A 23126-nucleotide genomic window follows, 5' to 3' on the forward strand; every position below is an offset into this window, starting at 1 on the left:
TATGGGCGACGGCCTCTATTCGTCGTTCGACGACGTAGCGATTATCGAGGCCGTGCGTACGCCCTGGTGCGATTACGGTGGTGCCCTGGGCCTGGTTTCGCCTACCGACCTGGGGATCAAGGTCGGCCGCGAAGTGCTGCGCCGCGCGTCCATCGAGCCGGCGGCTGTGGATTCGGTGCTGGCCGGCTGCGTGGCCCAGGCGAGTTTCGATGCCTATATGCTGCCGCGGCATATCGGCCTGTACAGCGGCGTGCCGCAGGCGGTGCCGGCCCTGGGTGTGCAGCGCATCTGTGGCACTGGTTTCGAATTGTTGCGCCAGGCCGGCGAGCAGATATCTGCCGGGTGCGCCGAAATGGCCTTATGCGTCGCTGCCGAGTCGATGTCGCGCAACCCGATTGCTGCCTATACCCACCGCGGCGGGTTCAGGCTCGGCGCCGGGGTGGAGTTCAAGGATTTCCTCTGGGAGGCGTTGTTCGATCCTGCCGCCGGCGTCGACATGATCGGCACCGCGGAGAATCTGGCGCGGCGTTATGGCATCAGCCGCGAGGAGGCCGACGCCTATGCCTTGCGCAGTTTCGAGGCGGCGCTGGCGGCGCAGAACGAGGGCGTCTTCGCTGGCGAGATCGTCAGTGTGCACAGCGAATCCTTCGACCTGGAGGGTTATCAGTCGCGCGGTATCGCCTTGCCCCGTGGCGTCGACTCGCTCGAGCGGGACAGCCATCCGCGCTCGACCAGCCTGGCGGCGTTAGCGCGCCTGCGAGCGATCCACGCCGGCGGCGTGCAGACCGCCGGCAACAGTTGCGCGGTGGTCGATGGTGCGGCTGCGGCATTGCTCGGATCGGCGGACATGCTTGGTGACCGCACGCCATTGGCGCGGCTGCTGGCGACTGCAGTGGTCGGCGTGGCGCCGGAATTGATGGGCATCGGCCCAGCGCCGGCGATCCGCCTGCTGCTGGCGCGCAGTGGCCTGCGTCTGGACGACATCGCCCGTTTCGAGATCAACGAAGCCCAGGCCGCCCAGGTGCTTGCGGTGCAGCGTGAATTGCAGCTCGATCCGCAGCGCCTCAACCAGCAAGGCGGCTCCATCGCCCTCGGCCATCCGCTCGCCGCTACCGGCTTGCGCCTGACCCTGAGCCTGGCCCGGCAACTGCACACGGCCAACCAACGCTACGGCATCGCCGCCGCCTGCATTGGTGGCGGCCAGGGTATGGCGGTGCTGATCGAAAATCCGGGGTTCGAAAGGTAGTGCCGTAGCCCGGGTTGAGCGCAGCGATACCCAGGAAGCGATTTTGCGGCCGCAACCGCTGCCCCGGATTGCATCCGGGCTACACGAGCGGGGTAGGGTGGATCGGGGCGCGTAGCTGACGCCTTTTTCATCCACCATTGCGGCCATTGCCGGTGTCGCTATTGGTGGATGGAAAGAGCGCCATCCACCCTACGACCCGGCACTTAGTCCGTGGCGGTACTGTCCTGCCGATAGATCTTGTGCAGCAGCTGCAGCAGTTGTTGCCGTTCCTCTTCGCTAAGCGCGGCGGTGGCTTCGCGGTCGCTGGCGGCGGCGATTTCCTTGAGTTGCTTGAGCAGGGTTTCCCCGGCCTTGCTAAGGAAGATGCCGTAGGAGCGTTTGTCCGGCTTGCAGCGTACGCGCACGGCGAGGCCGAGCTTTTCCAGTTTGTTCAGCAGGGTCACCACCTGCGGCGGCTCGATGGCGAGAATGCCCGCCAGGTCGGTCTGCATCAGGCCGGGGCTGGCTTCGATGATCAGCAGGGCGGAGAACTGGGCGGGACGCAGGTCGAAAGGGTTGAGCTGCTCGACCAGACTCTGCGCGACCTTCAATTGCGCGCGGCGCAAGGCATAGCCGATCAACTGGCTGAGTAGGGTGTCGCTCGGCTCCGCGGCCGGGCCGTTCGCTTCTGTGGCGGGGGTGTTCTTCTTGGCCATTGGCTTGAACCAGGTGCTCGCTAAAGGTTGCCGGAATGGGTGATTGGTTAATAACCATAATTAGTTTCGCACCAATAGCCAGGTTTTGGCCAGTTGCTTAAACCGCCCGCGGCGTTTCTGGGCAAACCCCGGGCAGGCTTGACGCTGCCCATGAGTATTCATGGGCCTCTTGTATGTAGGGGTAGAGGCTTTAGTCAGAAATTGAAAAAATAAGGAAACCCAATAGTTTCCTTTGTCGTTTTTTTTGCCATACTCCAGGCAGCGAGTCGGCAGAGGTGCCGGCTTGTCCAGCACTTAGTGCTGGCTAATAACAATTCAACCAGCAGGAAACTACGCCATGAGCATTCTTGGTCACCAGGCTGCGCCGGTCAGCGCCGAACAACTCGCTGCGGCCCTCGCCGCCATGAAACAGGCCCATCTGGCCGAGGGCCCGGCCAGCCTGGAGCTGCGCCGCGACCGTCTCGAACGGGCCATCGCGCTGTTGCTGGAAAACCGTGAAGCCATAGTCGCGGCTGTGTCCGCCGACTTCGGCAACCGCAGCCGCGAACAGACCCTGCTGTCCGATATCGCCGGCTCGGTGGCCAGCCTCAAGCACTGCCGCGAGCACCTGGCCGAGTGGATGCAGTCCGACGCCCACCCGGCGCCGTTCCCCGGTTGCGAGGCGCGGGTCGACTACCAGCCGCTGGGCGTGGTCGGGGTGATCAGCCCCTGGAATTTCCCCATAGTGCTGGCCTTCGGCCCGCTGGCGAGCATTTTTGCCGCCGGTAACCGCGCCATGCTCAAGCCCTCGGAGCTGACGCCGCGCACCTCGGCGCTGCTCGCCGAGCTGATCGCCCGCTATTTCGATGCCAACGAACTGAGCACCGTACTGGGCAGCGCCGAGGTTGGCGCGCTGTTCAGTGCCCAGCCGTTCGATCACCTGATCTTTACCGGTAGCACCGCGGTCGGGCGGCACATCATGCGCGCCGCCGCGGACAATCTGGTGCCGGTGACCCTGGAGCTGGGCGGCAAGTCGCCGGTGCTGGTTGCGCGCAGTGCCGACCTGGCCACCGTGGTGCAGCGGGTGATGACGGTAAAGACCTTCAATGCCGGGCAGATCTGCCTGGCCCCGGACTATCTGCTGCTGCCGGAGGAGTCGTTGAGCGCTTTTGTCGACGAGGCCGTGCGCTTCGTCAGCGATATGTACCCGACCCTGCAGAGCAATCCCGACTACACCTCGATCATCAACCCGCGCCACTTCGACCGTCTGCGCAGCTACCTCGCCGACGCCCAGGCCAAGGGCGCGCGTCTGCTCGAGATCAACCCGGCGCAGGAAGACCTGAGCGACCGCGAGACCCGCAAAATCGCCCCGACCCTGGTGCTCGATACCTGCGATGAGATGCAGGTATTGCGCGAGGAAATCTTCGGTCCGCTGCTGCCGATCAAGACCTACCGCGATTTCAGCGCGGCGATCGACCATGTAAACGCTCAGCCGCGAGCGCTGGCGGCCTACTATTTCGGCGAGGATGCCGACGAGCGCCGGCAGGTGCTGGAGCGGACCACCTCGGGCGCGCTGGTGATCAACGATTGCATGAGCCACGTGCTGTTCGAGCAATTGCCGTTCGGCGGCGTCGGCCATTCAGGCATGGGTGCCTACCATGGCGTCTATGGCTTTCGTACCTTCAGCCACGCCAAGGCGGTGGTGGTGCAGAGCCCGATTGGCGAGTCCAATCTGGCGATGCGCGCGCCTTACGGCGAGATGATCCATGGGTTGCTCGATCAACTGTTGAGCGCCCACTGAGCCGCTAAGGAGTCTGACCATGAAGTTGATGCAAGCTCTCAAGGCCAAGCTGCTGCGCGCCTTCGCCAAGCGCATGAAAGGCAAGTTCGTCTACGCCGCGGCGCAGTTTCCGCTGCTCACGGTCGCAGAGGAATACATCCCGACCGCCTGGGGACCGGCGCGGGCGCTGTTCTACTGGCCCAACGTGCAGTCCACGCAGCCTCTGCCGGTGTATCTGAATCTGCATGGCGGCGGCTTCGTCGCCGGGGTGCCGGAACATGACGACAGTTATTGCCGGCGTCTGGCGCATAACCTCGGCTGTCTGGTGGTTAATCTGGATTATGTGCTGGCACCGGAGCATCCGTTTCCCGCTGGCTTGCGCCAGAGCTTTGCGGTGCTCGAATGGTTGGCCGAACAGGCCGCTACGCTGGGCATCGATCCGCAGCGCATGGCCGTGGGCGGGCACAGTGCTGGCGGCAACCTGGCCACCGGTGTGGCCAATCTGGCGCGCGGGCATCAGCGGCTGCGGGTGGTGCATCAGCTGATCGACTATGCGGTGCTGGATCTTACTCAGGATCCTGCGCTGAAGGTCTCCAGCCTCGACAAACCCTTGCTCGGTGCCGGCCTGGTGCGCTTCTTCAATAGCTGCTACCTCAGCGATTCGGCTCAGGCCCGCGACCCGCTGGTCTCGCCGTTGCTGGCGACCGTCGGCGAATTGCAGGGCATGCCGGCGACAACCCTGATCACCGCCGAGCACGACATCCTGCGCGGCGAAGGCGAGGCCTACGCAGAGAAACTGCGCCAAGCCGGCGTGCCGGTAAATGAACGGATGTTCGCCGGCTGCGACCATATGTTCACCCACCTGGGGCCGGACGATTCGGCGGAGCAGGCCTGGCAGTTGATCGAGGATGGGTTGCGCGAGGCGTTTGGGGAGGCGGCTAAGGAGGTAGGTGTCAATCCTGTCAACGCGCTCGCCTAACGGTGTAGGAGCCAGCTTGCTGGCGATCAACCACTCCACAAGCGCCAACGATCTTCTAGGGCACCTGGGTTGCGGGATCGTCGGGATGCCGAACCACAGCAAGGACTAGGCGTCCCCCTGGATCCTACATATTGGATATCGCCCCGATCCGGCGCAGGCGTTTGCCGGCATGCCGCGTTAAGCTAGGCACCGCCCAAGGATCCCGTGCCATGCCGATCAGCAGAAACCCTTATGTCTGAAACCACTCCCCAGCCCGCCAGGCGCGGCCGCCCGCCGCTGCGCAGCCGCGAAGAACAGATGAGCCGGCTACTGGATGCCGCCGCTGCCGAACTCGGCAGCGGTAATCTCGCCAACGTCACCATGGACGCCATCGCGCGTTCGGCCGGTATCTCGAAGAAGACCCTCTATCAACTGGTTTCCAGCAAGGAAGAGCTGGTCTCGCAACTGGTGGCCCGCGACCTGTCCACCCTCGAGCTGCTGCTGGAAAGCGGTATCGACTGCACCGAGGACCTGCTTAGCGAGCTGCGCATGTACCTCTACCTGTGGGCACGCCTGACCCTCTCGCCGTTGGCCCTGGGCATCTATCTGATGGCCGCGCAGGGCCGCGAGAATGCGCCGGGTATCGCGCGGATCTGGTACCAGGAGGGTGCCGAGCGCTGCCACGACCTGCTGCGTGGCTGGTTGGGCAAGGCCGCGGGCAAAGGGCTATTGGCGCACGCGGATGTCGAGCCGGCGGTCGAGCTGATCAGCGCGCTGCTGATCTCCCAGCCGATCACACTGTTCACCCTGGGTGTGCAGCAGAGCTGGTCCGACGAGCAGATCGGCGAGCGGGTCGAGGTGGCCATGGGCATGTTCGGCCGCTGTTTTATGTCTCGCGCTGCGGCGTCTTGATCGCGCTTTGGCTGCGTTATGATGATGCGCATTGCCGACGGGCTGGGGACTGTTATGAGTAAGCCGGGTCAGCGCGTTCTGATCGCGCTGCGCAAGATGATCGCCTCTGGTGAATTGGCGGCGGGCGAGCGCATCGCCGAGATTCCCACCGCCGAATTGCTCGAGGTGTCGCGTACGCCGGTGCGCATCGCTTTTCGCACCCTGGAGCAGGAAGGTCTGCTGGTCAAATGCGCCGGCCGTGGGTATACGGTGCGCGCGGTCAGCCCGGCCGATATCGCCGGGGCGGTGGAGGTGCGCGGAGTGCTCGAGGGCCTGGCCGCGCGCCAGGCGGCGGAGCGCGGCATCGACGCCGAAGTGCACCAGGCCCTGCAGCAATGCCTGGAGCAGGGCGACCGGCTGTTCGCCAAGGGCCATGTGCTGGAGGAGGACCTGGAGGCCTACCACGACCTCAATATGCGCTTCCATCAGCTGATCCTCGCGGCCAGCGGCAACCCGGCTATCGCCGCGGCCCTGGCGCGCAACGACCACCTGCCGTTCGCCTCGGTCAGCTCGCTGGCGGTCGACCTGCACGACATGGTCCGCGAATACCGCCGCTTCAATTTCGCCCATATGCAGCATCACGCGGTATTCGACGCGTTGGTCAACGGCCAGGGCGCGCGGGCCGAAGCGATTATGCGCGAACACGCCAACGCGACCCTGCGCTACGCGGAGATCTTCGGCCCAACACCGGTCGCCAGCGAAGGGCTTAAGGTGATTCACAAGGGCGCGGCGGATGAGGACCGTAGCCTGGATTAGCGCCAGCGCCATCCGGGGAGCGTTGGCCTGCACAGGTTTTCCCCGGATTGCATCCGGGCTAAAAAAGCGGGCTCGCCGCGGTTGAATGGTTTTGTAGGATTGGCTGGGCGGTACTCCGCCTTGGCCGCGAAAATCTAACAGGCGACACAATTGTTTGTTGCGCGGCCAATATCTATCGCGGCCAAGGCCGCTCCTACGGGCGTGGGCCGGGCTACGAGTTACAGATCCAACACCAATAACGGACTTTTAGCCCGCGAGCAGCAGGGGGTGAACTGGTCGTTGAGTGCCTGTTCGGCTTCGGTGAGGAACAGGTCGCGGTGTTCCGGCTCGCCGGCCAATACGCGGGTCAGGCAGGTACCGCAGATGCCTTGCTCGCAGGACAGCTGGATCTCGATACCGCTGGCTTCCAGTGCTGCGGCGACGCTCTGGTCAGCGGGGACCTGGATGATCTGGCCGCTGCTGTTGATCTGTACGGCGAAGCTGCCGTCGTTGTCGTGGCTGACTGGCGCGGCGGTGAAGTATTCGCGGTGCGCGCGTTGGTCATCCCAGTCCTGGGTCTTGGCCGTGTCGAGCACGTGCTCCATAAAGCCGCCCGGGCCGCAGACATACAGGTGCGTGCCTGGATCGGGGTTGGCGAGCAGGGCGGCGGCGTCCAGGCGCTGGGCGGCCGGGCCGTCGTCGAAATGCAGCTGCACGCGCTCGGCGAAGGGGGCGGCTTGTAGGCGTTCGACAAAGGCCGCGCGATCGGCCGAGCGGGCGCAGTAGTGCAGTTCGAACTCGGCTCCTAGCTGGTGCAGGCGTTCGGCCATGCACAGGATTGGGGTGATGCCGATACCGCCGGCGAACAGCAGGCTGTGTTGGGCATTCTCGCGCAATGGAAAGAGGTTGCGCGGCTCGCTGATCGACAGCCTTTGACCCACTTGTATCTGCTCGTGCATGGCCTGGGAGCCGCCGCGGGAGGCGGGGTCCTTGAGCACGCCGATCAGGTAGCTATGGGTTTCCCAGGGCGGGTTGCATAGCGAGTATTGGCGGATCAGGCCGCCGGGCAGATGCACGTCGATATGGGCACCGGCGGTGAATGCCGGCAGCGGCGCGCCGTCGGCGCGGGCCAGTTCGAAGCTGCAGATATCCTCGGCCTGGTTGTTGCGGGCGGTGACTATGACTTCGATCACGGGGCGCGCCTCGCGCTAGCGCTGCTGGCGATCAGCTCGGCCGGTTCGGTCGGCACAGACTCTTTGGCGATCAGGCGTTCGAGGATGCGCCGCGACTGCACGCCGCCGGCGTCGATATTCAGCTTGAGCAGTTGGCGCTCTGGATGAGCCAGCAGGTTGGCCTGCTGCTGCTCGAGCATCTGCAGGTCTTCGCTGAAAATCTTGCCCTGGCCTTCGCGGATGCTGTCGGTGAGTGCCTGGTCTTCGGGGTTGAAGCTGCGCGCCATGCCCCAGAAGTACCAGATCGAGGTCTCGGTTTCCGGGGTGATGAAGTCGACCACGATGCTCGCCGCCTTGTCGCCTGGCGCGGCCTGATAGCCGCCCTTGCCGGCGTGAGCCACGCCGACCTCGATCAACACATGGCTCGGCGGGGTAAAGCGGCAGATCTGCCAACGATCTACTGGCACGTCATCGGCCAGGCCATTGCCGCGCAGGGCCATGCGCCAGAACGGCGGGGCCATGATGTTCTGCATATGCCGGCTGGTGACCACGCTGTCGCCCTCGACCCTGGTCGCCGGCGTGACCTCGTCGATTTCCTTCTGGCCGATGCTGGAGGCGTGCACATAGGTCTCGTGGGTCAGGTCCATCAGGTTGTCGATCATCAGGCGGTAGTCGCACTCGATGTGGAATAGGCCGCCGCCATAGGCCCAGTCTGGGTTGTCGGCCCATTCCAGGTGATGGATCAGCGCCGGGTCGGCCTGCGCAGCGTCACCCGGCCAGACCCAGATAAAGCCGTAGCGCTCCTCCACCGGATAGCTGCGGATGCACGGGAAGCCGCGCACGCGCTGACCCGGCATGGCCTGGGTCTTGCCGTCGGCACCCATGGTCAGGCCGTGATAACCGCAGATCAGCTGGCCGTCCTCGACGAAGCCCAGGGACAGCGGTGCGCCACGGTGCGGGCAGAAGTCCTCGACCGCCGCGACCTTGCCTTGCGGGCCACGATAGAAGGCGATCTTCTCCCCGCAGATCTGCCGGCCCAGGGGGTTCGCGGCGATCTCATCCGGGGTGCAGGCTACATACCAGGTGTTTCTCGGGAACATGGAGGCTCTCCTGTGGGTGGGCCTTGTTTGTTTTTATTGGATCCAATAATTCCCGTGGTGCGGCTGGATGTCAAAGTGATAATCGGCTTGCTGGTGTGTTTGTGGTCGATTATCGACCATTTGTAGGGGGCGTGGATGGTTTAAGCGCTGTGTGGCGTATCGAGCAGCTACTCAAATGCTGCTCCAATACTAAATTGGATCCAGTAGGTGGTGATGGCTGCACTCTGCTCTTATGTAGTGTGGCGAAGCGTTCTGCTTTAGCCGCGAGGCCGTTACTCGCTCGTCGGCCGCCGCGACAGCCGATAGGACAGTTGTGCGCGGGTCAGGCCCAGGCGACGGGCGGCTTCGGAGACGTTGCCTTTCACCTCGCTCAGGCAGTGGTCGATCATCGCGTCTTCGACTTCCTGCAATGACAGCCGGCTTAGATCCTTGTCGCCGAACAGATCCTGGAGTGCTTGGTTGTCTGCGCTCGCCGGCTCGCTGGTCGCGCCGGTGCTGGGCTGGTCATGCGGTGCCGCGGCCAGCTGGCCGCGCACGCCGATGGAGAACATCGGCTGGGCCAGGCGTTCGCCGCTGGTGAACAGGTGTGACAGGTCGATGGCCCCGCCGTCCGGGGCGCTGATCACGCCGCGCTCCACCAGGTTCTGCAGCTCGCGGATATTGCCGGGGAAGTCGTAGGCCAGCAGGGTGTCGGCGGTGCGCGGGGTGAAGCCGCTGAGCTGGCGGCCATGGCGCTGGGTGAAACGATGGAGGAAGTGGGTCATCAGCAGCGGGATGTCCTCCTTGCGTTCGCGCAGCGGCGGCAGGTGGATCGGGAATACGTTGAGGCGGAAGAACAGGTCCTCGCGGAACTCACCGCGTTGGGCGGCGGCGCGCAGATCGACGTTGGTCGCGGCGACCACCCGCACGTCGACCTTCAAGGTGCGGCTGCCGCCGACCCGTTCGACCTCGCCTTCCTGCAGGGCGCGCAGCAGCTTGCCCTGGGCCACCAGGCTGAGGGTGGCGATCTCGTCGAGAAACAGGGTGCCGCCATCGGCGCGCTCGAAACGCCCGGCGCGCGACTGGGTGGCCCCGGTGAAGGCCCCGCGCTCGACGCCGAACAGCTCCGACTCCATCAGATTTTCCGGGATGGCGGCGCAGTTGATGGCGACGAAGGGTTCCTCGCTGCGCGGGCTGATGCGGTGCAGCATGCGCGCGAACATCTCCTTGCCGACTCCGGACTCGCCGGTGAACAACACGGTCGCCTGGGTCGGCGCGACCCGTCGCAGCATATGGCAGGCGGCATTGAAGGACGAGGAGATGCCGACCATATCGCTGTCCTGTTGCGTCGGCGAATCGGCTTGCAGGTTGCTCGGCAGGGCACCCTTGTCGCCGCCTTTGCCGCTGGTCTTGCTCGCGGCCGCGCTGCCGCCGCCGCTGCCGACGAAGGATTCGGCGTTGAGGTCGGCCAAGTCCTGCTCGGCGTCGTCCCATTCCTCGGCAGGCTTGCCGATCAGCCGGCAGATATTGGAGCCGGTCGAGCGGCACTCGACCTCACGGTAGAGGATCAAGCGCCCGACCATGGCCGAGGTGTAGCCGGTGGCGTAGCCGGTCTGCATCCAGCAGGCCGGCTCGGTGCCGATGCCGTACTGGGCGATGTGTTCGTCGTCCTCGCTGGAGTGGTGCCAGAGGAACTCGCCATAGTAAGTGCCCAGGTTCATGTCGAATTCGAAGTGCACCGGCTCGACCTTCACCGCGCCTTCCAGCGAATGGATGATCGGCCCGGCGGCGAACACGGCCAGGGTGTCGGCCTCGGGGAAGCGTTCCCGGATCAGTGCGGCATCGCGCGCGCCGCAGTGGTAGCCAGTGCGCAACATGATGCCGCGCGCGCGCGCCAGGCCCATGCTTTCGATCAGCTCGCGGCGCAGCGCACCGAGGCCGCTGCTGTGCATCAGCAACATGCGCGCGCCGTTGAGCCAGATGCGCCCGTCGCCGGGGCTGAACAGCAGGGCTTCGGTCAGATCCTGCAGGGTCGGCGCGGCACCGGGCGGCAACTGCTCGCTGGCACCGCGGGCAGGGGATTTCCGCGTACCGCGGGAGAGTTCGGCCAGGGAGATCAACTTATCCGCCATCGTGAAACCCTTAATAGGATTAATCATATTCCGCATAGTGCAGGATGATTTTGCTGAAATCATCACTTTTTCGCGTGACTCTGATCTTGCTGCGTCCGCTGGTTTTCCTGCGATTTACCGCAAATGTGCGAGCTAGAGGGGTTTCTGCTCGATGGTCAGTACATGGCATATCGATTGCTAGAACTAGTTACCGACTTTAACTAATTCGGCAATAACAACATGGCTTGGCTGCCGCCGCCCTTGCGCCAGCGGCACAAGCAGACTGAATCGGGAAACCCGCATGAAGCTGACCAATAAGACGATAGTCGTGACCGGGGTTTCCTCGGGCATCGGCGCCGAAACTGCCCGAACCCTGCGTGCCCATGGTGCCACCGTGATAGGTATGGACCGCAACGAACCCAGCCTGACTCTGGATGGCTTTGTCCAGGCCGACCTGAGCCACCCCTCCGCCATCGATGCCGCCGTACAGCAGCTGCCGGCGCAGGTCGATGGCCTGTGCAATATCGCCGGTGTGCCTGGCACCGCCGATCCGCAGCTGGTGGCGCGGGTTAACTACCTGGGCCTGCGTCATTTGAGCGAGGCGCTGCTGCCGCGCATCCGTGCGGGCGGGGCGATCGTCAACGTGTCCTCGGTGCTCGGTGCCGAATGGCCAAAGCGTCTGGAGCTGCACCGCGCCCTGGGCCTGGTCGGCGGTTTCGCCGCGGGCGAAGCCTGGCTGCGCGACAACTTGGTGCCAGACCAGACCTGCTACCAGTACTTCAAGGAAGCGCTGATCGTCTGGACCCAGATCCAGGCGCAGCCCTGGTTTATGCGCACCTCGGTGCGGATGAACTGTGTGGCCCCCGGCCCGGTGTTCACCCCCATCCTCAACGAGTTCGTGACCATGCTCGGTGCCGAGCGGGCCCAGGCCGACGCCCACCGCATGAAGCGCCCGGCCTATGCCGACGAGATCGCCCCGGTGATCGCCTTTCTCTGTGCCGACGAGTCGCGCTGGATCAACGGCGTGAACATCGCGGTGGATGGCGGCCTGGCCTCGACCTATCTCTGATTCAAATCATTGGGTGGGTTCGCTATGCCGGTGCTGCTGTATCGGCAACGGGCCTGGAATTCAACGGCGGCTGAACCTCGGGAGAGCGAACAAGGCGTTGTAGCCGGAGCAAGTCCACAGCATATGAGCTGAATCAAGCCATCGAACCCCGCCAGGCCGTTTGGTCGACGGGCGAAATTGATAATAAGAACAATGAGGCAATCCATGAAAAAGACTAGAGCTATTGCCGTTTTCACGCGTGCCGCACTGGCCACCGCCATCTGCGCGACACTGCCACTGTCGAGTGCCAGTGCCATGCAATTCGACCTGGGCGATTCCGAGTGGCGGGCGCGCTGGGACAACACTCTCAAATACAGCATGGCCTACCGCCTGCAAGGGCAGGACAGCGCCATCACCGACTCGCCGACCGCCGGCGGGCTCTATCCGAATATCCAGAGCCAGGGCGACAACAACTTCGACCGCGGCCTGGTATCCAATCGTCTGGATGTGTTCTCCGAGTTCGACCTGAGCACGCAGAACTATGGTCTGCGTGTCAGTGGCGCGGCCTGGTACGACGATATCTACAACCAGGATACCGACAGCGATCTGCAGAAGGATTTCCTCAGCGAGACGCGCAAGCTGCACGGCCGCGACGCCGAGATTCTCGATGCCTTCGTGTTCGTCCGCGGCGGCATCGGCGAGTCGAGCCAGGGCACCCTGCGCCTCGGCCGGCATAGCCTGATCTACGGCGAAAGCCTGTTCTACGGCGGCAACGGCATCGCCAACGCCCAGGGCCCGATCGATGTGGTCAAGCTGCTCAGCGTGCCGGGTACCCAGTTCAAGGAGATCCTGCGCCCGGTCAATCAAGTCTCCGGGCAGCTGCAGATCAACCCACAGCTGTCGGTCGGTGCCTACTACCAGTTCGAGTGGGAGCGCTCCAACCTGCCGGGTGGCGGCAGCTACCTGAGCGATGTCGATGCCATCGGCGAAGGCTCCGGTTCCCTGTTCACGGTGTTCGGCAGTGAAACCCGGCATGGCAAGGACATCGAAGCCAAGGACTCGGGGCAGGGCGGCATGCAGTTGCGCTACAAGCCGGAAGATAGCGAGGTGGAGCTCGGTTTCTATGCCGCCCAATATCACGACAAGGCACCCAGCGGCCTGTACCTGGATGTGCCGTCCCTGGCCAGCTACCGCCAGGTGTTCGCCGAAGACATCAAGACCCTCGGTGCCAGCTTCTCCACTGCCTATGGGCCGTTCAACTTCGCCGGCGAGGCCTCGCTGCGCTGGGATGCGCCGCTGGTCAGCAACCTGCAGGTGGTGGCACCCGGCATGGCCGCGGGCAACGGCGACGATGCGCTCTACGCCAAGGGCAAGACCGCGCACATCAACCTCTCGACCATCTACCTGCTGTCGCCCAGCGACCTCTGGGATGGCGGTTCGGTGATCGCCGAGCTGGCCTGGAACCGCACCCTCAGCGTGACCGACAACCGCGCGGCGCTGGATTCCAACACCACCCGCGATGCCACGGCGCTGCGCATATTGGCCGAGCCGGCCTACTTCCAGGTGGCCGACGGCCTCGACCTGAGTGTGCCGGTGGGTCTGGGCGTGGTGCTCGACGGGCGTTCCTCGGCGGTGAGCAAGTCCGGTTTCGGCAATAGCCACGCCGGCGACTGGAGCATCGGGCTCAAGGCCACCTACCTGCAGCGTTGGGACTTCGGCGTCAACTACGTGAATTTCTTCGGCAAGAAGGGCGCGGGTCTGCGTGAGGACGGCGACTTCAGCTATGCGCAGTCGCTGGCTGACCGTGACTTCGTCTCCGTCTACGTGAAAACCACATTCTAATAAGAGGTTTTATCTGCCATGCAAAGCAAATCTTCCTTGCGTATTTCGGCGTTGGCCATCGCCTTGTTGAGTACTGGCCTGGTGCAGGCCGCGGTCTCCCCGGACCAGGCCGCGCGTCTCAATAGCGACCTGATGCCGCTGGGCGGCGAGCGCGCCGGCAATGCCGACGGCAGTATCCCGGCATGGACCGGTGGCTACACCCAGGCCCCGGCCGGTTACCAGAGCGGCGACAAACGCGCCGACCCGTTCGCCGCCGACAAGCCGCTGTTCTCGGTCAGCGCGAGCAACATGGCGCAGTACGCCGAGCAGTTGGCCGAGGGCACTAAGGCGCTGCTGCAGAAGTACCCGGACTACCGCCTGGACGTCTACCCGACCCATCGCAGTGCCGCGGCACCACAGTGGGTGTACGACAACACCCTGCAGAACGCCACCCGCGCCAGCCTCGAGGAAGCCACCGAGAAGGTCAGCGACGCCTACGGCGGGATTCCCTTCCCGCTGCCGCAGAACGGTGCCGAGGTGCTGTGGAACTACCGCCTGTCCTGGCAGGGTTCCGACACCTTCTACGTGCCCTTCGACACCTGGCTGATGACCGCCGGCGGCAAGAAGCTGCAGGCCACCCGCGCACGCTTCTGGTACCAGCACCCCTACTACTTCAAGGAGGGCAGCCTGGAGACCTATGGCGGCAAGCACCTGATCGGCAAACTGGCCACCGAGCAGCCATCGTCGAAGGCCGGCGAAGGCCTGATGACCCACTGGGACATGGACCCGGGCAAGCGTGCCGCCTGGCAGTACCTGGTCGGCCAGCGCCGGGTGCGCCGCGCGCCGAATATCGCCTACGACACCCCGGACTTCGTCACCTCTGGCGTCGGCTTCTTCGACGAGGCGTTCATGATCTTCGGCCCGACCGACCGTCACGACCTCAAGCTGGTCGGCAAGAAGGAACTGCTGGTGCCCTACAACAACAACCGCGCCGCCGCGGCGAGCAGCGACGAGCTGGTTAAGCCGGGCTTCCTCAATCCCGATCTGGTGCGCTGGGAGAAGCACCGCGTCTGGGTGGTCGAGGCCACGCTCAAGGCCGGCAAACGCCATGTGGTACCCAAGCGCACCTACTACGTCGACGAGGACTCCTGGCAGGTGCTGCTGCTCGACGGTTACGACGCGCAAGGCAAACTGGGCCGGCATAACTACTCGCTGACCCTGCTCGCCCCGGAAATGCCGGTGCTGACCGCCAACGTCATGTGGGGCAGCTACAACCTGGAGACCGGTGCCTACTTCCTCAACGCCGCGGCCAACGACCTCAAGGTGCAGTACCAGGCCTATCCACGTCCGTCGCCGTCGTTCTTCACCCCCGACGCCATGGCCAGCGACAGCATGCGCTGATTGACCGGCCGAGGGTTTGCTCCGCGCGCTTATGCCCAGGTGTCAGCGCGTGGGGTGGCCCTCTGGATAATTCTTCTGCAGTGGTTGGAGTGCATATGAGCGGCAATTTTTCATTCACCCGGGCATTGCCCCTGTTGTTCACGGCACTGCTGCTGCCCGGCTGGGCGGCGGCCAGTACGCAGATACCCTTGCTCGACCAGCCGGCGCTGCACAGCGCCAAGGCCCAGAGTGTGGTGTTGCTGGCGCTGAGCCGCGCCGGCGAACGCCTGGTGGCGGTCGGCGAACGCGGCATCATTCTGCTCTCCGACGACTCCGGGGCGAGTTGGCGTCAGGCCCAGGTGCCGGCCAGCGTCAGCCTCACATCGGTGCAATTCGTCGATGCCGAACAGGGCTGGGCGGTGGGCCATCTCGGCGTGGTTCTGCACAGCGCGGATGGCGGCGAGACCTGGAGCAAACAACTGGATGGCGTGCAGGCGGCGCAGCTGGCGTTGGCCTCGGCCCAGCAGGGCGACGATGCCAAGTTGCTCAAGGCCGCCGAATGGCTGGTCGCCGATGGCCCGGACAAACCCTTTCTCGACCTGTATTTCAGCGACCGTCGGCACGGCTACATCGTCGGTGCCTACGGTTTGATGCTGCGCACCACGGATGGCGGTGCCAGTTGGCAGGCGTGGATGGGCCAGGTGGAAAATCCTGAAGGCCTCAACCTGTATGGCATTCGCGCCCAGGGCGATCAGCTGTTTATCGTTGGCGAGCGCGGCTTGCTGCTGCGTTCCAGTGATGGCGGGCAATCCTTTCAGGCGCTGGCCTCGCCCTACGAGGGCAGTTTCTTCGGCCTGTTGGCCAGCCGCAGTGGCGGCCTGCTGGCCTATGGCTTGCGCGGCAACGCCTGGTGGTCGAGTGACCGCGGCGACAGCTGGCAGCAGTTGCACACCGGCGTGGAGTCGGCGCTGGCAGCCGGCCTTGAGCTGAACGACGGCCGCCTGTTGTTGGCCAGCCAGAGCGGCGAATTGCTGCTCAGCGGCGATGGCGGCAGGCACTTCGAACACCGCCGCACCCATGAGGGCGCGACTGTCGCCGCCGTTGCACAGGCGGCCGATGGCAGCCTGACCAGCGTCGGTCTGGGCGGCTTGTCCGCCCGTCAAGATATCCAGGCCGTGGCCCGTCCCTGAACGGCCACGTCAGCGGCCCCGCGTAGGTAGTAGGAGTCAAATGTGAAATACGAAAAACCGTCGGGCGCAATGCACAGCGTGATCGAGCGCCTGCAAGACTTCGACCGCGCATCGGGCAACCGGGTGGAACGGCTGATCTTCAACCACCGGCCCTGGGTGATCCTGCTGTGCCTGCTGGCCACACTGGTGCTTGGCTGGCAGGCCGCGCGCATCGGCATCAATGCCAGCTATGAAAAGACCATCCCCAGCAAGCACCCCTTCGTGGTCAATTTCCTTGCCGAACGCAGCGAGCTGAGCGGGCTGGGCAACGCCCTGCGCATCGCCGTGACGGTGGAGCAGGGCGATATCTTCAGCGCCGACTACCTCGACACTCTGGCCAAGCTCAACGACGAGATCTACCTGCTGCCGGGCGTCGACAAGCCCTATATGAAGTCGCTGTGGACGCCGACCACGCGCTGGACCGCGGTGACCGAGGAGGGCCTGGACGGCGGTACGGTGATTCCGGGCAGCTACGACGGTACGCCGGCCAGCCTCGACGAGGTGCGCACCAACGTCGCCCGTTCCGGCGAGATCGGCCAACTGGTGGCGGCCAACTTCAAGTCCAGCGTGATCTACGTGCCGCTGCTGGAGATCAATCCGGAGACCGGCAAGGCGTTGGATGCCGGCGAGTTCTCGCGGCGTCTGGAGGCCTTGCGCGACAAGTACCAGAGTGAGCAGGTGCGCATCCACATCACCGGCTTCACCAAGCTGATCGGTGACCTGGTCGAAGGGCTGCTGCAGGTCGCCTTGTTCTTTGTCGCCGCGGTGGCGGTGACCATCGCCGTCTTGTTCTGGTACACCCGCTGCGTGCGCAGCACCTTCGCCGTGGTGCTCTGCTCGCTGGTCGGGGTGCTCTGGCAGGTCGGCCTGCTCGCGGCCATGGGCTACGAGCTGGACCCTTACTCGATTCTGGTGCCGTTTCTGGTGTTCGCCATCGGCATGAGCCACGGCTCGCAGAAGATGAACGGCATCATGCAGGACATCGGCCGCGGCATGCTGCCCTGGGTCGCCGCCCGGCTGACCTTCCGCCGCCTGTTCGTCGCCGGCCTGACCGCGCTGATCAGCGATGCGGTGGGTTTCGCCGTGCTGATGGTGATCGAAATCCAGGTGATCCAGGATCTGGCGATCACCGCCAGTATCGGCGTCGCCGTATTGATCCTGACCAACCTGGTGCTGCTGCCGGTACTGCTCAGCTACAGCGGCGTCAGCGCCAGGGCGGCGCAGCGCAGCTTGCAGGCCGAACAGGCCGATAACGCCGGGCTGGCGCGGCATCCGCTGTGGCGTCTGCTCGATCGTTTCACCACCCGCCGCTGGGCCGTCGCCGCCGTACTGCTCGGCCTGCTGCTGGCGCTGCTCGGCAAGGGCATTGGCAGCCAGTTGCAGATCGGCGACCTCGATCCCGGTGCGCCGGAGCTGCGCGCCGATTCGCGCTACAACCGCGACGTGCAGTTTATGAACGACAACTACGCCGCCAGCTCGGACATCTTCGTGGTGATGATCCGCACCCCCGAGGACCAGTGCACCCGCTACGCCACCCTGTCGGCGGTGGACCAACTGGCCTGGCGGCTGGAGCAACTGCCGGGGGTGGAGTCGACCAACTCCATGGCGGCGCTGAGCAAGATCGCCACCGCCGGCTACAACGAAGGCAACTTCAAGTGGTACGAGCTGGTGCCCAACGACGGTGCCCTCGGCGCGGTACAGACCCGCGCGCCGCGCGAGCTGTTCAACCAGGGCTGCTCGCTGCTGTCGCTGTACGTCTACCTGGCCGACCACAAGGCTGAAACCCTCAATCGGGTGGTGGCCACCAGCGAAGCCTTTATCGCCGAGCAACAGCTGCCGGAGGTGAAGTTTATGCTCGCCGCCGGCAGCGCCGGGATCGAGGCGGCGACCAATATCGTGGTCGAGCAGGCCATGCAGGACATGCTCTATTGGGTCTATGGCGCGGTGATCCTGCTGTGCTGGGTGACCTTCCGCAGCTGGCGTGCGGTACTGGCGGCGATCCTGCCGCTGGTGCTCACCTCGATCCTCGCCGAGGCGCTGATGGTCGGCCTGGGCATGGGCGTCAAGGTCGCCACCCTGCCGGTGATCGCCCTCGGCGTGGGCATCGGCATCGATTACGCGCTCTATGTGCTGAGCGTGATCATGGCGCGCATGCGTGCCGGCGATTCGCTGTCCGAGGCCTATTACCGCGCGCTGCTGTTCACCGGCAAGGTGGTGCTGCTGACCGGCATCACCCTGGCGATCGCCGTGGCCACCTGGGTGTTCTCGCCGATCAAGTTCCAGGCCGACATGGGCATCCTGCTGGCCTTTATGTTCCTGATGAACATGCTCGGCGCGCTGATCCTGCTGCCGGCCCTGGCCTACTTCCTGCTGCCGCAGAAAGTCTTCGGTGCCAGCTCCGAAACGCCCGCTGCCGTGCAGCCGGGCGGGGCGAGCTGAATGCGCGCCCTGCAGGGTGGCTGCCTGAGCCTGTGGTTGCTGGCCTCCTCGACGCTCTGGGCCGCCGCGCCGGCGCAGCAGTACCAGCAGCTGCGTAGCCAGGCGACCCTGCTGGCGGTCAACGCGCTGCTCTACTTCGACGCCGACCCGCGCGCGCAGCCGGATGTGCGCCATCTATCGACGTTGCGCGAAGCGCAGCAGCGCCTGGATGCCCTGGCGCTGCAACTCGACCTGCCGGCGGACATGGGCGATTCGCTGGCCAGCCTGAATGCCTGCTTGAACGATTTGCAGGCCTTGCGTCGTGACGAGGCCCCGCGTTACCCGCAGTTACTGATCGGCTTGCTCGACACCCGGGTGCAACTGGACCGGCAGAGCGGCGCGGCCTATCAGCAGATGCAGGCCGATCTGACACCCGTGGTGCGCTTGCTCAACAGGCAGAGTCTCGATATCGCCAGTCTGTTGCTGCATGCCCAGGCACGCAGTGCGCGGGTACTCGGCGACCATTCGCTGGCCTATTCCGAGGTCGAGTTCGCCGCGCGTGACCAAGCCATTGAAGAGGGTTTTGCGCAGCTGATAGCACTGCTGCCGGAGCAGGCCGACAGGCTGCACAAGCAGCGCCTGGCCTACCGCTTCGTGCGCCAGCGTCTGCTCGACCGCGATCCGGGGCGGGTGACCGGCAGCCTGGAGCGCTACCTGGCGGGCATAGTCGTGGCGCTCGATGAAATAGCGGCGCGCTAGCGACCTGACCGCCACAGATTGAATGGGTAGGGTGCGCTGTGCGCACCAGGAGTCCAGTACCGCCGCCAGAACGCAACACTTCAGATATAAGGATAAGAGCAATGCTGAAGCCAATCGCCAGGCTGCTCGCCGATTGTTCGGTGGGGCAGAAGCTGTTGCTCGGTTTTGGCCTGGTGTCCGTGCTCGCGGTCGTTGCCATTGCCCAGGGCCTATATGCAACGGCCAGCCTGCTCGAACAGGGCCGTCAGGTCAGCGCCATGGTGGCGATCAATAACTTGACCTTGCAGATGCGCAATGCCGAGAAGCGCTATGCGCTAGATCCAGCCGCCGCGGCCATGCAGGAGGTCGAGGAGCTGGGGCGCGCACTCGAAACCCAGTTGCGGACTCTGCAGGCGCAAGCCGCGGACGATGGTTTGCCGATGCTGGTCGCCATGCAGCAATCGATCGGCGGCTATCAGGCGCTGTTCGCTCAGTTCGTCGGCCAACAGCGCCTGGCGACAGAGGCGCTGCGGCATATGCAGGAGCAGGCCGAGCAGGCCCGCCTGCAGTTCGAAATGGTCGAGCTGGATATGTACGATCAGGTGCGCGGCGTCTTGAACAGTGGCCAGGTGCAGGAGGGCGATCCGCTGAGCCTGGCCGAACAGGCCTCGGCGCTGCAGCGCAAATTGCTGATCACCCGCAATAGCGAGTTCCTCTATGTGCAGGCGGGGCAGTCGGCCGACCTCGAACGCTGGCGCGAGTCAACCGATGAAATGAGCAACGCCCTGGAGTTGCTCCAGGGGCGGGTGGATGAGAACTCCGAGGAGTCCCTGGCCGCCGCATTGGCGGCCCTGGTCGAGTATCGCCAGGCGTTTCAGCGCTACCGCGATAGCCAGATATTGAGCCGGCAGACGGCGCAGCAGATGGATGCACAGGCGCAAGCTGTACTGCACCAGGTCGAACAGGCCGCCGCCGAGCGCCAGGTACAGATGGACGAGCGCGGTCGCTCGGTCATGCTGCTACAGGCCGTGGGGGCCTTGGTTATCGTCACCTTGGCGCTGTTGGCCTCGTTGACCATTCGCAATCTGATCGTTGCCCCTTTGCGTGAAACCCTGCGAGTCGCTCGACGTATTGCCCAGGGCGACCTGAGCCTGGAGATGCCCGGTGTGTTTCTGCGCCGGGGTGAGTTAGGGCAATTGATGGCGGCGATGGCCGAGATGATCGCTAACCTGCGGCGGTTGGTGAGCCGTATCGGTGAGAGCGTTGCCGGTCTTGGGCATTCGACGGTGACTCTAGGCGGGCTCAGCGAGCAAAGTAACAGTGGCGCGCAGCGCCAGCGGGTCGAGACGGAGCTAGTGGCCACTGCCATGCAGCAGATGGCCGCCACGGTTCAGCAAGTTGCACAGAATACCGAACAGGCTTCGCAATCTGCGGCTGAGGCTGATCGGCAAGCTCGCAGTAGTGATCGGATCGTGCAGCAGACTCGCGAGCATATTTATCGTCTGGCCGAGGATATGCAGCTTTCCGAGCAGGCCGTGCAGTCTCTGCAGCAGCAGGTGCTGCGCATCGGCACTGTGGTCGACGTGATCAAGTCGGTGGCCGAGCAGACCAACCTGCTGGCGCTTAATGCCGCGATTGAAGCCGCCAGGGCCGGCGAGCAGGGGCGCGGTTTCGCCGTGGTCGCCGACGAGGTGCGCTCCCTGGCCAAGCGCACCCAGGTGTCGACAGGTGAGATCGAAGTCCTGATCGCGGGCCTGCAGAGCCTTTCACTGCGTAGCGTTGCGCAGATCCAGGAGTGTGCGCGCAGCATGCAGTCCACCGTCGGGCTGTCCGATCAGGTGGGATCGGCTCTGCGCGGCATAACCGGGGCGGTGTCGGTAATCGAACAGATGAACCAGCAGATAGCGGCGAGTGCCGAGCAACAAAGCATTGTCGCCGAAGAGGTCAGCCGCAATGTCATGCATCTGCGTGATGAAGCGGAGCGCTTTGCCGGTGCCAACCAGCAAATGGTCGTGGCCAGTGACGAACTGGCTGGCCTGGAGCGGGAACTGCTGGCGGCTGTCGCGCAGTTCCGCGCCTGATTGGCGAGGCGACTTTCAGATCAGGTCGCGCGGTAATAATTGCATCTGCTACTTGGGGGATGTTCAAGGTGGTTTCGGTATTCCAAAAAACATCTTCGGATGGTTTGGAATGCCATTTGGAATGCCAAAAGCTGTGTCTGCTACTGGATGCTCGTGGACACTGATGGCGCTGAAAGCCTCGTATTTACTGGATTTCAGGCACAAAAAAAGACGTCCGTGGACGTCTTTAGAGCCGGGGTCACCTTATCTCGGTGATCAACTTGATGATATTAAAGGGGTTATTCAGTTCTAAAAATTAACGGGATACATGAGGGGATACATTTCCCTGGCTGCTGGGGCGTTTTCTGCTACTTCCGCAGGTGCTGAGCCCCCTGCATTTCCATGGATACCAGCTTGGGGTAACCAACTGGAAAATAATAACGAATTCGAGCATCTGAACCGCCGTCGTGTTTTTCGTATAGGTAAGCGGTCCAGACTCAGCACCATCGATGATCAAGGTTTTTCCAGAGGCTCAGGTATGAAACCTTGCTCCCTGAGGGACTTGATCACTCCCCGAATTAGATAGTTGTTTGAAAACCCGATCGTGTATTGCCTCGCCCCTGCGTTGAGCGGCAGGAGCATCCCTTGATCCACTAGCTTTTTGATCAGGTACGTCCGTTGATTGCTCGACTGCTGAGGTAGTACGGCTGCTACATCTGCAGACTTCACGACCTTCAATTTTATTGCGGCCGACAGCACTGTCTCTTCCGTCTCCGTGATCCACTCTCGTTCCCGTGCGAAAGCCACAGCAGGGACGAGTATGCATTTGGTCAGGTAGGCATAGTCTGTGAGGCGATCGACCTTCTCCAGCTCATCACGAATGCCTTCCAGCACGTATGTGCACCACTCCTCCAGCCCTTCCTTTGTTCCTTTGTCGGCAGTGGCAAGCATTGCGTAATAGCGCTCACGATCGTTGCAGAACACAGCCGTAGGGTTCAGCACGCGGCCGCCTGTACTGACATTGAAACCATATTTCATCAGGAGCGCATAGGTGAGCAGCCTGACCACGCGGCCATTGCCATTACCGAATGGATGTATCCATCCAAATCTATGGTGAGCCAGCGCTACCTTCATGAGGTCATATTTCGGGGAGTCTTCGCGATTCACGAAATCGACAAGTTCTTGCATATAAGCCTGAACCTGGATGAAGTCGGGCGGCAGGTGATCAGATTGGGATATTCGGACACCTCCACTGCGATAAGCACCGGGGTTTTTATCGCCTTCACGCACCAGGTCGTCCACGGTCATCGCGTGTAGCTCTCGAATCGTCTGCTCGGTCAGCACAGCGCCCTGCGTCATGACCTGTTCAATGTAATCCATCGCCTTTTCAATATTGGCAACCTCGCGCAGCTGGTCCGTGTCTTGAGCCTTACCTTCTACCTTGCTGTCTATGTAGTCCGCTAATGTAGTGTGGTTGCCTTCTATGCGGGCAGAACCAAGGCTTTCCAGTGCATGGAAAAGCGATTTGAGTTGGTAGAACACCTGCGGCGGCGTATCGCCTTCAAGCCTTAGGCGGCGCAGATGCTCCAGCTCGCTCAGTACATCAACAAGGCCCGAGTCAAAGGATGGATTGAGAAGCTCAAGGTCGTGATGGGTAAACGTAGGCATATAGAAAATTATCTCAAGCTGGCCGACAACCTATCTGGAAAAATACCAGGCTAGCCGG

The 23126-nt window shown here is 63.6% G+C and carries 17 protein-coding genes and 1 pseudogene; 13 read left to right on the top strand and 5 right to left on the bottom strand.

The window, feature by feature from the left end:
* Window position 1 precedes the first annotated feature (1 nt).
* Entirely contained in the window at window positions 2-1246 is a 1245-nt protein-coding gene (locus AACY13_RS11185; protein ID WP_445262569.1) for a thiolase family protein, read from the top strand.
* Between the two features lie 203 nt (window positions 1247-1449).
* Here the strand turns inward: AACY13_RS11185 and AACY13_RS11190 are convergent, their stop codons facing one another.
* Window positions 1450-1941, bottom strand: a complete 492-nt coding sequence (locus AACY13_RS11190) for a MarR family winged helix-turn-helix transcriptional regulator (protein ID WP_339461501.1) — start codon at window positions 1939-1941, stop codon at window positions 1450-1452.
* A 337-nt stretch (window positions 1942-2278) separates the two neighbouring features.
* Between AACY13_RS11190 and AACY13_RS11195 the strand changes: the two genes are divergently transcribed.
* From AACY13_RS11195 to AACY13_RS11210, 4 genes are all read left to right on the top strand, one after another.
* The gene (locus AACY13_RS11195; RefSeq protein ID WP_339461502.1) at window positions 2279-3721 is read left to right on the top strand and encodes a coniferyl aldehyde dehydrogenase; all 1443 of its coding nucleotides are present in this window, start codon (window positions 2279-2281) and stop codon (window positions 3719-3721) included.
* Window positions 3722-3740: 19 nt separating this feature from the next.
* A complete protein-coding gene (locus AACY13_RS11200) occupies window positions 3741-4679 on the top strand; it encodes an alpha/beta hydrolase (protein ID WP_339461503.1) in 939 nt (312 codons plus the stop codon).
* A 231-nt stretch (window positions 4680-4910) separates the two neighbouring features.
* Window positions 4911-5570, top strand: a complete 660-nt coding sequence (locus AACY13_RS11205; protein ID WP_339461505.1) for a TetR/AcrR family transcriptional regulator — start codon at window positions 4911-4913, stop codon at window positions 5568-5570.
* Between the two features lie 54 nt (window positions 5571-5624).
* Window positions 5625-6365, top strand: coding sequence for a GntR family transcriptional regulator (locus AACY13_RS11210; protein WP_339461507.1), 741 nt, complete (start codon window positions 5625-5627; stop codon window positions 6363-6365).
* A gap of 218 nt (window positions 6366-6583) precedes the next feature.
* Here the strand turns inward: AACY13_RS11210 and AACY13_RS11215 are convergent, their stop codons facing one another.
* The 3 genes from AACY13_RS11215 to AACY13_RS11225 form a co-directional block, all read right to left on the bottom strand.
* Window positions 6584-7537 (bottom strand): PDR/VanB family oxidoreductase, encoded by a 954-nt coding sequence (locus AACY13_RS11215; protein ID WP_339461508.1) that lies wholly within the window; start codon window positions 7535-7537, stop codon window positions 6584-6586.
* The gene (locus tag AACY13_RS11220) at window positions 7534-8616 is read right to left on the bottom strand and encodes an aromatic ring-hydroxylating dioxygenase subunit alpha (RefSeq protein ID WP_339461509.1); all 1083 of its coding nucleotides are present in this window, start codon (window positions 8614-8616) and stop codon (window positions 7534-7536) included. The genes AACY13_RS11215 and AACY13_RS11220 overlap by 4 nt, the downstream gene beginning before the upstream one ends.
* A 272-nt stretch (window positions 8617-8888) precedes the next feature.
* Window positions 8889-10727 carry a sigma-54-dependent Fis family transcriptional regulator gene (locus AACY13_RS11225; protein ID WP_339461511.1) on the bottom strand — a complete coding sequence of 613 codons (1839 nt, stop codon included), beginning with the start codon at window positions 10725-10727 and terminating at the stop codon, window positions 8889-8891.
* Between the two features lie 280 nt (window positions 10728-11007).
* Here AACY13_RS11225 and AACY13_RS11230 point away from each other — a divergent pair, with 280 nt between their 5' ends.
* The 8 genes and pseudogenes from AACY13_RS11230 (at window position 11008) to AACY13_RS22720 (ending at window position 21421) form a co-directional block, all read left to right on the top strand.
* Window positions 11008-11775, top strand: a complete 768-nt coding sequence (locus AACY13_RS11230) for a coniferyl-alcohol dehydrogenase (protein ID WP_339461512.1) — start codon at window positions 11008-11010, stop codon at window positions 11773-11775.
* A gap of 204 nt (window positions 11776-11979) precedes the next feature.
* Window positions 11980-13596, top strand: a complete 1617-nt coding sequence (locus tag AACY13_RS11235; protein ID WP_339461513.1) for a DUF1302 domain-containing protein — start codon at window positions 11980-11982, stop codon at window positions 13594-13596.
* A gap of 18 nt (window positions 13597-13614) precedes the next feature.
* Entirely contained in the window at window positions 13615-14976 is a 1362-nt protein-coding gene (locus tag AACY13_RS11240) for a DUF1329 domain-containing protein (RefSeq protein ID WP_339461514.1), read from the top strand.
* A 95-nt stretch (window positions 14977-15071) separates the two neighbouring features.
* Window positions 15072-16145 (top strand): WD40/YVTN/BNR-like repeat-containing protein, encoded by a 1074-nt coding sequence (locus tag AACY13_RS11245; RefSeq protein ID WP_339461515.1) that lies wholly within the window; start codon window positions 15072-15074, stop codon window positions 16143-16145.
* A 69-nt stretch (window positions 16146-16214) separates the two neighbouring features.
* The gene (locus AACY13_RS11250; RefSeq protein WP_339461817.1) at window positions 16215-18623 is read left to right on the top strand and encodes an efflux RND transporter permease subunit; all 2409 of its coding nucleotides are present in this window, start codon (window positions 16215-16217) and stop codon (window positions 18621-18623) included.
* Window positions 18624-19361: a hypothetical protein gene (locus tag AACY13_RS11255; RefSeq protein ID WP_339461516.1), complete on the top strand. Its 738-nt coding sequence runs from the start codon at window positions 18624-18626 to the stop codon at window positions 19359-19361.
* A 992-nt stretch (window positions 19362-20353) separates the two neighbouring features.
* Window positions 20354-20563: pseudogene (locus tag AACY13_RS22715) on the top strand (HAMP domain-containing protein); the annotation flags it as partial.
* Window positions 20558-21421: a methyl-accepting chemotaxis protein gene (locus AACY13_RS22720; RefSeq protein ID WP_445262573.1), complete on the top strand. Its 864-nt coding sequence runs from the start codon at window positions 20558-20560 to the stop codon at window positions 21419-21421. The pseudogene AACY13_RS22715 and the gene AACY13_RS22720, both read left to right, overlap by 6 nt.
* A gap of 492 nt (window positions 21422-21913) precedes the next feature.
* Here AACY13_RS22720 and AACY13_RS11265 read toward each other — a convergent pair whose 3' ends face one another.
* Complete coding sequence (locus AACY13_RS11265) at window positions 21914-23068, bottom strand: Fic family protein (RefSeq protein WP_339461519.1); 1155 nt, start codon at window positions 23066-23068, stop codon at window positions 21914-21916.
* Between the last annotated feature and the right edge of the window lie 58 nt (window positions 23069-23126).

It is taken from the genome of Pseudomonas sp. EA_105y_Pfl2_R69 (assembly GCF_963970915.1).
Taxonomy (GTDB): Bacteria; Pseudomonadota; Gammaproteobacteria; order Pseudomonadales; family Pseudomonadaceae; genus Aquipseudomonas.